The sequence below is a fragment of the Floridaenema evergladense BLCC-F167 genome (genome assembly GCF_041929205.2).
Taxonomy (GTDB): Bacteria; Cyanobacteriota; Cyanobacteriia; order Cyanobacteriales; family Aerosakkonemataceae; genus Floridanema; species Floridanema evergladense.
This window is the reverse complement of sequence record NZ_CM171625.1, coordinates 5,890,433-5,905,519: the sequence shown is the minus strand read 5'-3', so window position 1 is coordinate 5,905,519 and position 15,087 is coordinate 5,890,433. Positions and strand designations below refer to the sequence as shown.

The 15,087-nt window shown below is 40.8% G+C and carries 8 protein-coding genes; 1 reads left to right on the top strand and 7 read right to left on the bottom strand.

The window, feature by feature from the left end; genetic code table 11:
- Nucleotides 1-30: 30 nt before the first annotated feature.
- The 7 genes from ACE1CA_RS28200 to ACE1CA_RS28170 form a co-directional block, all read right to left on the bottom strand.
- A complete protein-coding gene (locus ACE1CA_RS28200) occupies nt 31-1,521 on the bottom strand; it encodes a histidine kinase dimerization/phosphoacceptor domain -containing protein (RefSeq protein WP_413279388.1) in 1,491 nt (496 codons plus the stop codon).
- 455 nt (nt 1,522-1,976) lie between these two features.
- The gene (locus ACE1CA_RS28195; RefSeq protein ID WP_413279387.1) at nt 1,977-3,344 is read right to left on the bottom strand and encodes an NAD(P)/FAD-dependent oxidoreductase; all 1,368 of its coding nucleotides are present in this window, start codon (nt 3,342-3,344) and stop codon (nt 1,977-1,979) included.
- A 245-nt stretch (nt 3,345-3,589) separates the two neighbouring features.
- Nucleotides 3,590-4,675 (bottom strand): phosphate ABC transporter substrate-binding protein PstS, encoded by a 1,086-nt coding sequence (pstS, locus tag ACE1CA_RS28190; protein WP_413279386.1) that lies wholly within the window; start codon nt 4,673-4,675, stop codon nt 3,590-3,592.
- 486 nt (nt 4,676-5,161) lie between these two features.
- Nucleotides 5,162-6,277, bottom strand: coding sequence for a phosphate ABC transporter substrate-binding protein PstS (gene pstS, locus ACE1CA_RS28185; RefSeq protein ID WP_413279385.1), 1,116 nt, complete (start codon nt 6,275-6,277; stop codon nt 5,162-5,164).
- Between the two features lie 124 nt (nt 6,278-6,401).
- Complete coding sequence (pstS, locus tag ACE1CA_RS28180) at nt 6,402-7,490, bottom strand: phosphate ABC transporter substrate-binding protein PstS (RefSeq protein WP_413279384.1); 1,089 nt, start codon at nt 7,488-7,490, stop codon at nt 6,402-6,404.
- 185 nt (nt 7,491-7,675) lie between these two features.
- The gene (gene ppc, locus ACE1CA_RS28175; RefSeq protein ID WP_413279383.1) at nt 7,676-10,756 is read right to left on the bottom strand and encodes a phosphoenolpyruvate carboxylase; all 3,081 of its coding nucleotides are present in this window, start codon (nt 10,754-10,756) and stop codon (nt 7,676-7,678) included.
- A gap of 305 nt (nt 10,757-11,061) precedes the next feature.
- Nucleotides 11,062-11,295 carry a hypothetical protein gene (locus ACE1CA_RS28170; protein ID WP_413279382.1) on the bottom strand — a complete coding sequence of 78 codons (234 nt, stop codon included), beginning with the start codon at nt 11,293-11,295 and terminating at the stop codon, nt 11,062-11,064.
- Nucleotides 11,296-11,787: 492 nt separating this feature from the next.
- Here ACE1CA_RS28170 and ACE1CA_RS28165 point away from each other — a divergent pair, with 492 nt between their 5' ends.
- On the top strand, nt 11,788-14,946 hold the full coding sequence (locus ACE1CA_RS28165) for a hypothetical protein (RefSeq protein ID WP_413279381.1): 3,159 nt from the start codon (nt 11,788-11,790) through the stop codon (nt 14,944-14,946).
- Nucleotides 14,947-15,087: the final 141 nt, after the last annotated feature.

Here is a 15,087-nt window from a genome sequence, read left to right as displayed (position 1 = left end):
AGCTGGTTCCTAACTGAAAGAAAGCACTTTTTAAACATGACTAGGAAGTTGACAAAAATTATCTCTTCTAGGGAAAGTAATGCAGAAATATGTTCCAGATTGCGAACAAACTTTAAGAGTTCCATCTAACTGATTGGTCAGATTATTGACCAACTGTAAACCTAAAGTCTCGTTCATTTCAATATTAAAGCCTGGGGGTAATCCAATACCATTATCGGCAATTTCCAACATAATAAATTTATTTTTAATTACTTTTAATTTAATAGTGATTTTCCCAGTCGATCGATCCACGAAAGCATATTTTAAAGCATTACAAATCAATTCGTTAATAATTAAACCGCAGGGAATAGCCGTATCTATATCCAAAGATATTGGCTCAATTTGAATATCTAAATCTATTCGATCCGAAATCTGTTTATGAAAAGAAACTAAGTTATTAGTTAAACTATTAATATAATCAGCGGCATCAATCTGGGCAAGACCTTGAGATTGATATAGTTTCTCATGAATTAGTGCCATTGACCTAACTCGGTTATAGCTATCACTCAAAAGTGAAATTACTTCCCCATCTTTGATATACTCAGATTGCAATTTAAGTAAGCTAGAAATAACTTGAAGATTATTTTTAACTCGGTGATGAATTTCCTTTAGTAATACTTCTTTTTCTTGCAAAGAAGCTTTGAGTTTTTGTTCTGCCTGTTTTTGCTCGGTAATATCAATTCCTACGGCTACAGCAGCTTGACCTTGCTGATACTTTTGGGCAGCAATTAAGTAATTTCGCAGCGTACCATTAATTTTTGCGTCAATCACTTGGCGGGCGGATTCTTGAGCAGTACACATAAAAGCACTCATAAAATTGGCGAAGTCAAAGCTAGTGTCTAAAAAACCTAATTCTTTACCAACAAAACTTTCTGGAAGTTGGTTAAAAACTGCACACAAATGATGATTGACACCGATATATTTTAAGTCAGAACTAATCCAGGAAACTAAACCAGGAACAGCATCTAAAACTGCTTGCAGTTGGTCGTTAGCTTGTTGTAACGCCGCTTCTGTTTGTTGGCGTTCTTGCACCTCTGCTAATGCTTTATCTTTGAGCACACGGTAATCTTGAACTCTTTGACTAAGCTCGGTAACATCTTGGATCGAGAGTAAAGCATAGTAACTTCCATCAGGTGCAGGTTCAGCAGTAACAGTTGTATGCTCAACTCGCAAATTTCCGTTGGGTAAGGAAGCAGGAATTAAATGTTTGTGGAGTAGTGAAGAGAAAATTGTTGGCGGCCCCCCGGCAAAAATGTCTTGGAGACGGCTAGCATATCTCGGCTGACCAAGATGAGGAAAATATTTAGTAATATTAGTGCCAACAATTTCCTGTTTTGGAATGTTCGTCCATTTTTCTAAGCAGCAATTCCAATAAATTACCACAAAATCTTGTCGTAACGCGCAAATACCAATGGGTATGCGATCGAGAATTTTAAATCTTTCCGCAGCTTTTTCCATGCCGTTCATCATGAAATTTTTCATATAATTCCTCATTTTTTCTTCGCCTTGGCATTTGAAATTGCTTGGAAATGCAATTCTATTTGGCGAACGGAATCATCAGCAAATCAAATTAGCAAAATATTATCTGAAATGGGATTTTGTTAAATTTTTCAATCCCGTAAATTAGTTTTAACATAGTTATTTTAATTAACCTTGAGTGATATTACTTTAGGAAATCTCTTGGTTTACCGTATTACTACTGAGAGCAATTAAATAACATCCTTAAATTTCTAGTCTGGGGCTAAAAGAATAAAACTTGCCCACCCAGACTGCAAAACATTAAATTCCGTTAGTCTGGGCTGACAGACTTGGTTTGTTTAGCTATCAGTACAGTCTTTTTGTATCTAGTTAGAAATACGGAAATCCTAGATTTGACAAAAAGTAGTTTATGTGATATGCAGGTCGATCGCTCACAACAGCAAAAATTACTCAAGCTACTACCGGACTTCTAGAGGAGATTTCTTTGTCGGTGGTACGTAATACTCGCCTTTTTCGTTAATTCCTACCACGCCCAAAGATTCATTTCCGGTGATCAGACGCGCACCACCCTTGCGAGTAAAATAATTCCAAGCCCACTGAATCATCACTACTAACTTATTATCAAATTCGATTAAGTAGTAGATATGGACAAACACCCAAGTTAGCCAAGCTAAGAAACCAGATAACTTGACAAAACCTAAATCAACAACAGCGTAGTTTTTGCCAATAACTGCCAAACTTCCCACATCAACATAACGGAAAGGAAAAGCATTTTCACTACCTTTTAACCGCTGTTTAATCAGTTTAGCAACATACTCTCCTTCCTGCATGGCTACAGGCGCAACTCCCGGTAAAGGTTTCCCATCTTGATGGGAATAATTTGCTAAATCACCGATCACAAAAATATCGGGATAACCCTTAACAGTTAAATTTGGTTCAACAATAACTCTACCAACTCTATCTAATTGTACGCCCGTGCGTTCTGCCAAAACTTTCCCCACAGGAGAAGCTTTAACACCAGCTGCCCATAAAATTGTTTTAGCCGCAATCTGTGATTCTGTGTCGCCTTGTTTCATAGTTACTACATCGTTATCAATGTTAGTAACTAGAGTTTTAGTTAAAATAGTCACGCCTAATTTGGTTAAAGACTTTTCCGCTTTTGCAGATAGTTCTGGTTTATAGGGAGGCAATATTCTATCCATGCCTTCCAACAGATAAATTTTAGCTTCTGAGGTATCAATATTGCGAAATTCTTTTCTTAAAGTAGCAAAAGCTAACTCTGCGATCGCACCCGCCAATTCTACCCCTGTAGGCCCCCCACCCACAATCACAAAAGTCAACCAAGCACGGCGCTTTTCCAAATCAGTTTCCTTTTCCGCCGCTTCAAACGCCAAGAAAATTCGCCGCCGCATTTCCAAAGCATTTTCCACAGTTTTTAATCCCGGCGCAGCTGTTTCCCAATGTTCATTCCCAAAATAGTGATGCTTAACTCCAGTAGCAATAATTAAAGTATCATAATCAACCTCACCACTAGATAAAGTTAACTTTTTTTCCTCTGGATCGATATCCAGCATTTCCGCTAACAACACTTGCGTATTTTGATGATCGCTTAATACAGCCCGGAGAGGAGAAGAAATATCAGCCGGAGATAAACTTCCCGTTGCTACTTGATACAAAAGCGGCTGAAACAAATGAAAATTTCGTTTATCAACCAAAGTCACATTAACAGGTGTACGCCCCAAAGCTTTCGCCGCATATAACCCACCAAAACCACCACCGACAATTACTACACGATGAGGTGTCTGATTTATTTGTGCATCTATCATTAGAATTACCCCCTTTGGTAAAATTTGCCAGCGTTATTTTACGCAAACATTTCTTATATTAACTAAGCTTCCTTTTTAGTGTGGAATCAGCAAAATATAGGTAGTAAAAACTACAAAATAGCTCCAGACCTTCGACCTCTTCAACAATATAGACATCTCAACAAAAACAGCAAAAAACCTGGTTTATTTATAAGCCAGGTTTTTTTTAATTAAAATTTCCGCAAAAGTTCCCCAACAAGAATAATCTACTTGATGGAGTTAACTGCTGCTTGCGATCGAGATACAACATTGGGTGGCAAAGGAATGTATCCCAAATCATCAGCAATATCCTGACCTGTGGTTAACCCATAATTCAAAGCATCCTTCAATGCTTTTGCTTTGTTCGCATCTGGGTAAGTTTTGTAAGCCAAGATCCAAGTGTAAGTAACAATAGGATAGGAGTTTGCACCTGAAGGGTCTGGAACAAAGCCAAGCAAGTTAGCTGGTAACTGCACGGAAGCTAAAGCTGCTCTAGAATTCTCAAGAGTTGGTGCGACAAAATTTCCAGCTTTGTTTTGTAATGTAGCAAAACTAACTTGGTTACTTCTAGCATAACCATATTCGATGTAACCAACTGCTCCTTGAGTTTGTTTAATTTGAGCAGTTACACCTTCATTACCTTTCGCGCCTTGACCTGAAGGCCAAGATACAGACTTACCTTCGCCAACTTTAGTTTTCCACTCAGGACTAATAGCACTTAAATGTTGAGTGAAAATCGCAGTTGTACCGCTACCATCAGCACGGTAGACTATACTAACAGGTGTACTTGGTAGCTTGACTCCAGGGTTATCTTTGGCAATCCTTGGATCGTTCCAAGTCTTAATTTGACCCAAAAATAGGGCAGGTAATGTACTCCGAGAAAGTCTTAAAGAAGTAACACCAGGTAAGTTGTAACCCACAACTATACTGCCTGCGGTTGCCGGAATTAACACTACACCTCTGGAAACTTTTGCCATTTCCCCATTAGTCATGCCAGTATCGCTCGCACCAAAGTCTACGGTGCCATTGATTAGCTGTTGTACCCCAGCACCGCTACCAACTGATTGATAACTGACTTGAACATTGGAATTTTTTTTGTTGAAATCCGAGAACCAACGTTGATACAAAGGTGCCGGAAAAGAAGCGCCAGCACCAGTCAGACGCACTTGACCTTGAGCTAAAAGCAATGAAGAATCGTTGGCAGTAGCAATTTGAGTACGGAAATAGCTAGTTGCGCCACTGGCAGCAACGAAAGCTGAGAGAGATAGAAAAACCAGTAGGTTTCTCCGCTTTAATGGAACTCTAACCGACATAGTTTAAAAATGTATTGGATTATGCTGTCGAGTATCGACAGTAAGGTTAAGTGATAAAGCTCAGGTTAAGAAATGTGTTTTGAAACACAAATTTACACAAAAGTTTACAATTCATTCATAAAAAAATCTATCTTTAGTAGTAGTTACTTTAACGTACCTTAATGCTATGCAACGTACTGAAAACATTGAAAAACCCTGCGTTGCACTTATTGACTAAATTGCTATTTGGCTAAATCTTCAGCAAAAGCTCCAGCACAAGTTAATTTCAGTAGACCGAAAAGCAATCTTTAAAGGCAGGGGTTAGGGGTTAGGGGGTAGGGGTTAGGGTATCTTTAGGTGATAGGGGTCAGGTGGTAGGGGATGGGGAAGAATCTTTTTCCCTATCACCCAACCCCCAACACCCAACACCTAATTCTTTTTCCCTATCACCCAACCCCTAACCCCTAACCCCTGCTTTGATTCAGATAACTTTTCGGTCTACTGAATTTATTTGATAGAGTTAACTGCTGCTTGCGCTCTTGATACCACAGTGGACGGCAAAGGGATATATCCTAATTCATCTGCTACTTGCTGTCCGGTTGTTAATCCATAATTCAAAGCTTCCTTCAATGCTTTTGATTTGTTAGCATCTGGATAAGTTTTGTAAGCCAAAATCCAAGTGTAACTAACAATGGGATAGGAATTCGCTCCCGGAGGGTCTGGAATAAACGCACGCAAGTTTGCTGGTAACTGCACTGAAGTTAAAGCTGCCGCAGAGTTAATCGGAGTTGGTGCAACAAAATTTCCGGCTTTGTTTTGTAATGTAGCGAAAGGAACTTGGTTACTTCTAGCATAACCATATTCGATGTAGCCAATTGAGCCTTGAGTTTGTTGAATTTGAGCAGTTGCACCTTCACAACCTTTAGCACCTACACCTACAGGCCAAGATACAGACTTACCTTCGCCAATTTTACCTTTCCACTCAGGACTAATAGCGCTTAAATGTTGAGTGAAAATGGCTGTTGTAGTCCTACCATCAGCATGGTAAACTACAGTAATAGGTGTCTTTGGTAGCTTAACGCCAGGGTTATCTTTGGCAATTTTCGGATCGTCCCAAGTTTTAATTTCACCCAAAAATATGGCAGGTAATGTACTCCGAGAAAGTCTTAAAGAAGTAACACCAGGTAGGTTGTAACCTAAAACAATACTACCTGCGCTCATCGGAATTAATACTACGCCTCTAGAAACTTTTTTCATTTCTGCGTCAGTCATTCCGGTATCGCTGGCACTAAAGTCTACGCTTCCATTAATTAACTGTTGTATGCCAGCACCGCTACCAACTGATTGATATTTGACTTGAATTGTGGGATTTTTTTGATTGAGTTCTTTAAACCAACGTTGATACAAAGGTGCCGGAAAAGATGCGCCAGCGCCAGCGACACTCACTTGACTTTGAGCTAAAAGTAATGAAGAGGCTTGAGCAGTAGGAGTTTGAGGAGGGACATCTTTGGCAGTACTACTTTGAGAATCGAGATTGCTGCAAGCGTTACTAGCAGCAACCAAGGCGAAGAAAGATAGAAAAACCAGCAGGTTTCTCCGCTTGAATTGAATTTCGATCGACATAGTTTAAAAATTTAGATACTATCAAATATCAATAGTAAAGCTAAGTAATAAAATTGAGGTTAGAGTATGTATCTGGCAATGCAAAAACATACAAAATTTTACAAAATAGCTAACAAAGATTAATCTATTTGTTGATGGAGTTAACTGCTGCTTGCGCTTTATTGACCACACTTTCCGGCAAAGGAATGTATCCTAAATCATCAGCAATATCCTGACCTGTGGTTAACCCATAATTCAAAGCTTCCCTCAATGCTTTTGCTTTGTTCCCATCTGGGTAAGTTTTGTAAGCCAAGATCCAAGTGTAAGTAACAATGGGATAGGAATTTTCTCCTGGAGGGTCTGGAACAAAGGCACGTAAGTTTCGTGGTAACTTCACTGAAGCTAACGCAGTCGCAGAATTAGTAGGAGTGGGTGCGATAAAATTTCCGGCTTTGTTTTGTAATGTAGCATAAGGAATTTTGCTATTTCTGGCGTAACCATATTCTAAGTAACCAATTGCTCCTGGAGTTTGTTTAATTTGAGCAGTTACACCTTCATTACCTTTGGCACCTGCACCTGTAGGCCAAGACACAGACTTACCTTCACCAACTTTACTTTTCCATTTAGAGCTAATAGCACTTAAATGTTGAGTAAAAATGGCTGTTGTACCGCTACCATCAGCACGATAAACTATAGCAATAGGTGTAGTTGGTAGATTAAGGCCAGGGTTATCTTTGGCAATTCTCGCATCGTCCCAAGTCTTGATTTCACCCAAAAATATAGAAATTAATGTACTACGAGAAAGTCTTAAAGAAGTAATATTAGATAGGTTATAACCCACAACTACACTGCCTGCGGTCATGGGAATTAACACTACACCTCTGGAAACTTTTGCTATTTCCTCGTCAGTCATGGCAACATCACTGGCACCAAAGTCTACGGTGCCGTTGATTAGCTGTTGTACGCCAGCACCGCTACCAACTGATTGATAGCTAATTTGAACATTGGGATTTTTTTTGCCGAAATCTGAGAACCAACGCTGATATATAATAGCTGGGAAAGATGCGCCAGCACCAGCGATAATTACTTTACTTTGAGCTAAAAGTAATGAAGAGTCTCTGGCAGTAGCGGTTTGAGGATAGAAATGGCTGGCAGCGCTACTAGCAGCAACGAAGGCTGAAAGAGATAGAAAAACCAGCAGATTTCTTTGTTTTAATTGAACTCGAAGCGACATAGTTAAATGTAGTAATTTATGCTTTCGAGTATGACTGTAAGGTTAAGTGATAAAATTCAGGTTAAGAAATGTGTTTAGCAATACAAAACCACATACACTTTTACAATTTATTAATTAATAAGGCTGACTTCTAGTGCTAGTTAATTTAGGGTGCGTTACGGCTGCGGGTGACGCACCCTAGTCGATCAGCCTGTGTTTCTCATTCCGGCTGCAATGCCGTTAATGGTTAATAATGCACCTCGCAGTAGTTCGCCGCGACTGTGGCGGGAGTCTATTACTCCGGTGAGGCTTTGTGATTTGCTGTGACGCAGGCGTTTTAATAGGGAAACTTGTAGAAATCCTAGAGGTACGATGTTACCGTTGCGGATTTGGACCGATCGCTGTAAGTCAGGATCGCCATCTAACAACCGTTTATGATCGGTGATATTTAACACTAGCTCGCGAGTCAAATGATATTCATCAGCGATTTGAGCAAACAACTTTTCAAATCTAGGTAAATCCTCTGGTACGGACAATTCTTTCATGTAGTAATGAGCAATTTGTAAATCGACTTTTGATAAAGTCATTTCTACTTTAGAAATTACTACTTTGAAGAAGGGCCATTTGTAGTAGAAGTAGCGTAACAACTTGAGATTTTCTTGGGGGTCTTCTTGTAAAAATTGATTGAGTGCTGTCCCTACGCCGTACCAAGCTGGTAATAAAAAGCGGCTTTGTGTCCAACTAAATACCCAAGGAATTGCTCTTAATGTGCTTAAATCTTTTTTCCCGGTTTTTCTTCTAGCGGGACGAGAACTAATTTGTAATTGGCTAATTTCTTCGATCGGCGTTACTTGCATGAAGAAATCAACAAAGTCTGGTTGTTCGTAAATCAAAGCGCGATAATGTTCGCGAGATTTAGTAGACAACTCTTCCATGATCTCGTTCCAAGGTTCTATATTATCGAACCCGGTTCTGAGCAAACTGGCTTGAATTACGGCTGTGGTGACTGTTTCTAAATTATACAAAGCTAATTCCGGCCATGAATATTTGGAGGCTAGGACTTCGCCTTGTTCGGTAATTTTAATTCTGCCGTTGATTGTGTGTCCTGGTTGAGCTAGAATTGCTTCGTAGGAAGGGCCGCCACCACGTCCCACAGAACCGCCTCTGCCGTGAAAAATGCGGAGGGAAACGCCGTATCTACAGGCGATCGCTTCTAAAGCTTTTTGTGCTTTGTGAATTTCCCAGTTACTACTTAAGAAACCAGAATCTTTATTGCTATCAGAATAACCCAACATTACTTCTTGTAATGAAGAAGGTAAGGAACTCAAAGCGGTAACATTATTACCAATTTCTTTTCTGTTTTCTGCTTCGTACTTCTGATAACCACCTGCTAGTAAAGCGCGATAAAATGGCAACTCAAACAAAGTTTGCATGATTGAAGGAGCTTTTTTCAAATCTTCCACAGTTTCAAATAGTGGTACTATTTGTAGAGTTCCTTCACCTGTGGATGGATCGTAAAGTCCGGCTTCTTTAGCTAACAGTAGCACTTCCAACACATCGCTAACATCATGGCTCATGCTAATAATATAAGTTTGGCAAATATCTTCGCCAAATTCTCGCTGCATTTGCCTTACCACGCGCAAGGTTTCTATTGTTTCGCAAGTTTGAGGACTAAAGGCTAATTCGTTAGCAACTAAAGGTCTTCTAGTTTGCAGTTCCGAAACTAACCATTTGATTTTTTCGTCTTCCTCTAAGTCATTATATTGACAAGGGAGTACCTGTAAGTAATCCACTATTTCATTGATGGCATCTGAATGCCTGGTACTTTCTTGGCGAACGTCTAAAGATGCTAAACAAAATCCGTAAACTTCTACCTGACAAATCAAGTTTTCTAAGTCGCGGCAAATTAAACCTGTTTCTTGTAAATTTCGCTGAATTAATCGCAATTGAGCTAAAAATTCTTCGGCTGTTTTATAAATTGGAGTTTGCAGTTTTTGTGGCAAAGCTTCTAGTTGTAAAGCTTCACCTTTGTATAGTCGCCAATTGCGATCGCGCGTATACTCCAACCGCTTCTTCACATAAGATAACTTAAGCCGATAAGGTTCTTGGCGATAGCGAATCGACAACTCCTCATAAACATCCGGCATTTGCAACCGATTTTGTTCCAAAGATTCTAACAACTCTGGCAAAACATCGCACCAGTGCAACGACAAACTTAAACGATTGATTAATCTATCTACAGAAGCAATATATTTTTCCAAAACTAAATGCCGCTGGTAACAAGCTGTTTGCCAAGTAACTGCGGGTGTCACAAAGGGATTACCATCTCTATCTGACCCTACCCAAGAACCAAACTTACAAAAATTATGTCTGGGAGGACGTAGTTCTCGCCATACACTTTTTAGACCATTTTCTAACCTGTGATAAAGTTGGGGAATTGCTTCAAATAAAACTTCTTGGAAGTAATGCAAAGTATAATCAACTTCATCCAAAACCGAAGGTTTAAACTGATGCAATTCATCAGTGCGCCACCACAAGCGAATTTCTTCCGTTAACTCTTCTTTGAGTAACTTACCTTCCCAAGAATTTTCCGCTTCTTCAATCAGCGTACTTCCTTCTTCTATTTCATCAATTTCTTTGAGAATCTTGGCAATGTGGCGCTGTTTGTCTCTAATTGTATGCCGGACAATTTCTGTCGGGTGAGCAGTAAATACTAACCGAATGTCCAAGTTCTCGATTAATTTTTGCACAGCTTGCGGTGGCATATTTAACTTCCGCAAGTAAGGAAACAACCATTGAAAAGTTCCCTTTTCCTTGCGCGACCAATTTGCTGCTTGCCAACTTTTTTCTAACGAATCTGTTCCGGGAATGCTTTCTTTAGATTCTGCATCTAATTTCGTGAATGCTTGCAGTGCGGGGTCGGGAACTTCTTGCTTAAACGCCATGCGTAAAGCTTGTTGTTGTGCTCTTTGGTCGTAGTGTTGTTCGACAATGTTAATTAGTTGGAAATAAAGGGCAAAAGCACGCGCCGCACGGATGGCATCATTGATTTCTAAATTTTGAATGATGCGAAAAACTTCTTCTTCTTGAAGGGTGTCACCAGTTGCTTGTCCTTCTGGGGAACATAGCGATCGCAAATAATTACACAAGTCCACTAGTTCCTGACCGCATTCTGTGCGGAGAACGTGCTCCCATAAGTCCTCGACAACTTTAAGGCGATGCCGCAAAAATAGGTCTGATGGGGAAGCAAGATGAACTGCCTGATCGGATTGAAGTGTAGGACTCATAGGTGTTGTTCTATCCAAGCAATAATAACCAACAAATTTTACGAGACTTTGTAGGCTAGATTAGTGTCAGATTCAACCGATCTAGCCTGTCCAGTAAAAGAAGGCAGAAGGCTCCCAAGCAGAAGGAAAGAAGACTTTTCTGTTCAGCTTTTACCTTTTTTCCACTAACAAAGTTATTTCTGCTTTGTTGCCCTCGAAAATCTTTTCTACAATTGTGTTATTCTTTTAAGTTTGGGAATTCGCGTTAGATATTTAGTAGTCAGGATGAGGGAATCATATAGATTTTTGCCCTCATGACACCAGTTTTAATCTCCTTGAGATTCAACTTTGGGAAATTGCAGCACTGGCAAGCGATCGCCGCGAAATACTTCTTCGCTTGCTTCCCCTATTGCTTGGAGAAACTTTAGTGAAGCCTTTCCACATAATACACCTAGAAGTAAAGGACCTGTAGCCAAGCTGACAATTATTTCTATAGGAAAGCTTACTTCTGGGGCTTGGGATCTTGGTGTTTCTGGCTGGTTGATGCTATCAGAGTTCATAATCTACCTCGATTAGTATAACTAAATCAAGCAGTATTTCTTGTCTAGATCTCTGTTCGGAAAAAACTGTAAAATTGATTACTTTTTTCCGAATTAGATTAGAGCCACAACTGCAAACAGAAGGTAGGGTACAGAAGGCTCTGAGGCGAAAAGGTTTTTAGCTTCACCTTTTACCTACTCAATCTTTTCTGCAAAGCTGCGCTACCTGTTGTTTAATATTGTGGGATAGATTTGCTCAAACGGTTTATGTCGGCTCTAAAGATGCAAAAATCGCGATCGTAATGATTGTATTTTGACCAGAGCAGGATATAATGCCACTCGTAATTTGATTTAGCAAGAACCAGGGTCAGTATTCAGAAAACTAACGCAGTAAGGCAAAAATAACTATAAAGTTAAAAACAAGTGAAGAGGCTGCTGTACATAGCTTCTATCCTTGCTGCCTTCTGCCTGATTAGACCTCAGTTTCTTACTCAGTCCTTATTAAGCGCCCTCATGTTGAACATAGAGCAACGCCAAATTACATCCGACCCAATCAACCTGACTCAGTGGGTTGAAAGACAGCTAGTGCTTGCGGGGATGCAGGTACGAGTCCGGGTCAGGGAGAATACTCTGCATATTCTCTGGGAAGGTCAAGATTGTCCCAACAAGCAAAAAGCAACGGAGCGAGTGATACAAGCTCTGGGAAGCTCTAAACTAGAGGACTTGTTGGGTGGTGAACATCTGGCAATTAACCGAGTATTTCTTTACGGTCGGGTGTTGGGTGAAAAACGACCCAGTTGGACAGAACAACTAGATATTCAACAGTTGGTTACGCCAGTAACCCATTCTGGAGTAGATCCAACAGTAGCAATGAAATCAAACAGTGAGGGGACAGCAGAAATTGTCTCTTCTGCTCAGGTGGTTGAGATTGGTGATGGTGAGTGGTGGGAGCGAGCGCGTCAGGGTAATCCAGAAGCGATCGCTCGTTGTCTAACTGAGCTACTGAGTCACTTGGGAGTGACGGTGAAAGTAGTCGCCAAAATCTTGCCAGTGAAGACAAAAAGCAGACAGCGAGAAAATTCTTTCCGCAGTCAAGATTTAGCTGCACCGAAGCAGCGATTATGGGTATTTTGTGAAAGTGCTTACAGTCCAGACCCATCTTTGTTAGCTGCACCCGTAGCGCAACAATTACGGGAGTTAAATTTGGCAGGTTTCCAAGATGCAGTGATTTTGAGTCAGGTGACGGGGGAAGAGTCTGCTGATTGGATGCTGCGGGTGGATTTGACCCTTCCAGACGAGATGTTGCGGGAGTGGGCACAGTGGGGAGATGAGGTAGCGATCGAACGCTTGCTGAATCGTCCCCAAAATTATGGCATGGAAATTTCGGTAGTGATTAAGGAGTCAACGCTACATATTTCCTGCACTACGCCGAATTGGGAAAGAATTAAACAATTACATCGGGGAAATTACCATGTTCGCCCGGATGTGGTGCCAAATAAGCATAAGGCGATCGCTATTCTCACCCCAATTTTACGAAGCTTGGCTCCCCAAGGGCTGAAAGCAGCAATTATTTACGGTCACGAACATTTAAACGAAACGCCCATTTGGGTAGAATGGTTAGATTTACCAGGGAACAATCATCCCCAATTAGCCCAGTCTACTTTGTCCCTAGCGGGGAATGGCGATGAAGAAGCTTTGGAATTTTTGTTAGGGCAATTATTAAATACTGATATTGATTCGCGGTTAGCGACAGGTGGCGTTCGCATTCAAGTGCGGCGGCGCAAAGATTTACTCTATGTGATGACTGATGCGCTAATTTGTCCCTTGCAACAGCAAGTAGCTTCCCCCGTCGTGCAGTTTATCAGCGAATTGCAAATTCCGGGCATTGCTGGGGTAAGAGTTTACGGTCGGCGTTCAGGAGAAAAACAACCAAGTTGGACTTACGGAAGAGATTTTACAGACCGGGGGGTTGTAGTTCCCGAAAGTACCCCAGAATTCCCCACTAGCGATGACACGGAAAAAATTGACTCAGAATTAGCCGACTCTAGTTTAAAAAGCGCAGTTCCCGATACAGAAGATTTACCACCGGGCTGGCTAGAAACGCAAGTCGGAAAAATTCAGCAGGGGGTTAATAAATTTGGGCAATCTTGCTATGCGGGGTTGACGCGATCGCAAATTTGCACCCCCAGCGAAACAACCCAAAAATTCCTAGCTTTACCAGGAAATGCCAATTACAGCGGCGCAAAAGTAGCCTTGGTTTGGGGCGCTTTGGGAATTATGTTAGCTTTAAGCATTGATTTAATTGTCGGTAGCGTACTAAAAATTCCCGACAATCCCCAACCAACTTCTACAGTGTTAAATAATGCCGCTTTCCGGGAAAAATATGAAAATCTCACCCCCGAACAGCAAGCAGCAGCAAACACAGAATTAACTCAGGAAAATCCCACCCAAAACAAGAAATCGCGCAACCGAAAACGCCGCCAACCAGAAAATATTTTTGATACTACAGGATTTACCAAACCAGGAAATACGGAAGTAAAAGTAGACCCGACTGGAAAAAATGCCAGCTTGAAAATTAAACAGTCAGATTTTCCCAGTTTTGACAACGTTCAGTTCGATGAAAAGCTGGCAATTTACAAACAACAAGTGGCAAAACAAGGCCCACCTGATATATTGATTGTCGGTAGTTCTCGGGCGATGCGTGGTATCGACCCGACAATTTTGCAACAATCTTTAGCAGACCAAGGTTACGGCAAAGTTAAAATTTTCAACTTCGGAATTAATGGCGGAACGGCTCAAATTGCCGACCTATTAATTCGCCGCATTCTCACCCCAAAACAAATGCCAAAATTGATTATTTGGGCAGATGGTTCGCGGGCTGTAAATAGCGGTAGGTTTGATTTAACTTATAGTAAATTAGCGGCATCTCAAGGTTACAAAGAAGTTGCAGCAGGGACATTTAATAAGCCGAAAATTCAACCTAATCCAACGCCAGAGAAACAGCAAGAAATCCCACCCATTGTTCCCGAATTAGCAGAAAATATTGGGGAAATTAAAGCCCAAGATGTAGATAATTTGTTAAACGAAAAATTGGGTGCGATGTCGGCAAGTTATGAAGAACGCGATCGCTTAAACCAAAGATTACGCAATTGGTTTGCTAATACTTTTGGCGAACCAGAAAAACCGGGAAAAGTGCGATCGAGCGATGAAGAAATAGAAGAACGTTCGATCGATTGGGATGGTTTCTTACCACTTTCTATTCGCTTCGATCCCGATAAATACTACGAAAAACACGCCAAAGTCAAAGGTGATTATGACACTGACTACAAAGATTTCTATTTAGGAGGGCCACAAAACGCTGCCTTAGAATCTTTAGTTCAGTATACTCAATCCCTGCAAATTCCCTTAGTTTTCATTAATTTACCCCTAACCCAAGAATACCTAGATACCCATAGGCGACAATACGAAAAAGAATTTGAAATGTATATGTTGCGCCTTTCCTTAAGAAAAGGATTCACATTCCGCAACTGGAATCAATTATGGTCTAATAAAAACGAATACTTCTCCGACCCCAGTCACCTAAACCGCTACGGTGCTGCTGCTGTAGCCAAAAGACTAGCACAAGATCCCTTGATTCCTTGGCCCAAAAACAGTGGGGAAGTCGGGAAATAGGGAGTAATAATTATGAGTTATGAGTTTTAAGTTTTAAGTTTTAAGTTAAAAACTGATAACTCAAAACTTAAAACTTATTGATCCACCTCCTCAATCCCTAGTCCCCAGTCCCCAGTCCCCAATCCCCAATCCCCAGTCCCC

Bases quoted from the DNA above. Each gene is read 5' to 3' on its own strand.
- ACE1CA_RS28200 (WP_413279388.1), bottom strand. From the start codon at position 1,521: ATGAAAAATTTCATGATGAACGGCATGGAAAAAGCTGCGGAAAGATTT.
- ACE1CA_RS28170 (WP_413279382.1), bottom strand. From the start codon at position 11,295: ATGAACTCTGATAGCATCAACCAGCCAGAAACACCAAGATCCCAAGCC.
- ACE1CA_RS28195 (WP_413279387.1), bottom strand. From the start codon at position 3,344: ATGATAGATGCACAAATAAATCAGACACCTCATCGTGTAGTAATTGTC.
- pstS (WP_413279386.1), bottom strand. From the start codon at position 4,675: ATGTCGGTTAGAGTTCCATTAAAGCGGAGAAACCTACTGGTTTTTCTA.
- ACE1CA_RS28165 (WP_413279381.1), top strand. From the start codon at position 11,788: ATGTTGAACATAGAGCAACGCCAAATTACATCCGACCCAATCAACCTG.
- pstS (WP_413279385.1), bottom strand. From the start codon at position 6,277: ATGTCGATCGAAATTCAATTCAAGCGGAGAAACCTGCTGGTTTTTCTA.
- ppc (WP_413279383.1), bottom strand. From the start codon at position 10,756: ATGAGTCCTACACTTCAATCCGATCAGGCAGTTCATCTTGCTTCCCCA.
- pstS (WP_413279384.1), bottom strand. From the start codon at position 7,490: ATGTCGCTTCGAGTTCAATTAAAACAAAGAAATCTGCTGGTTTTTCTA.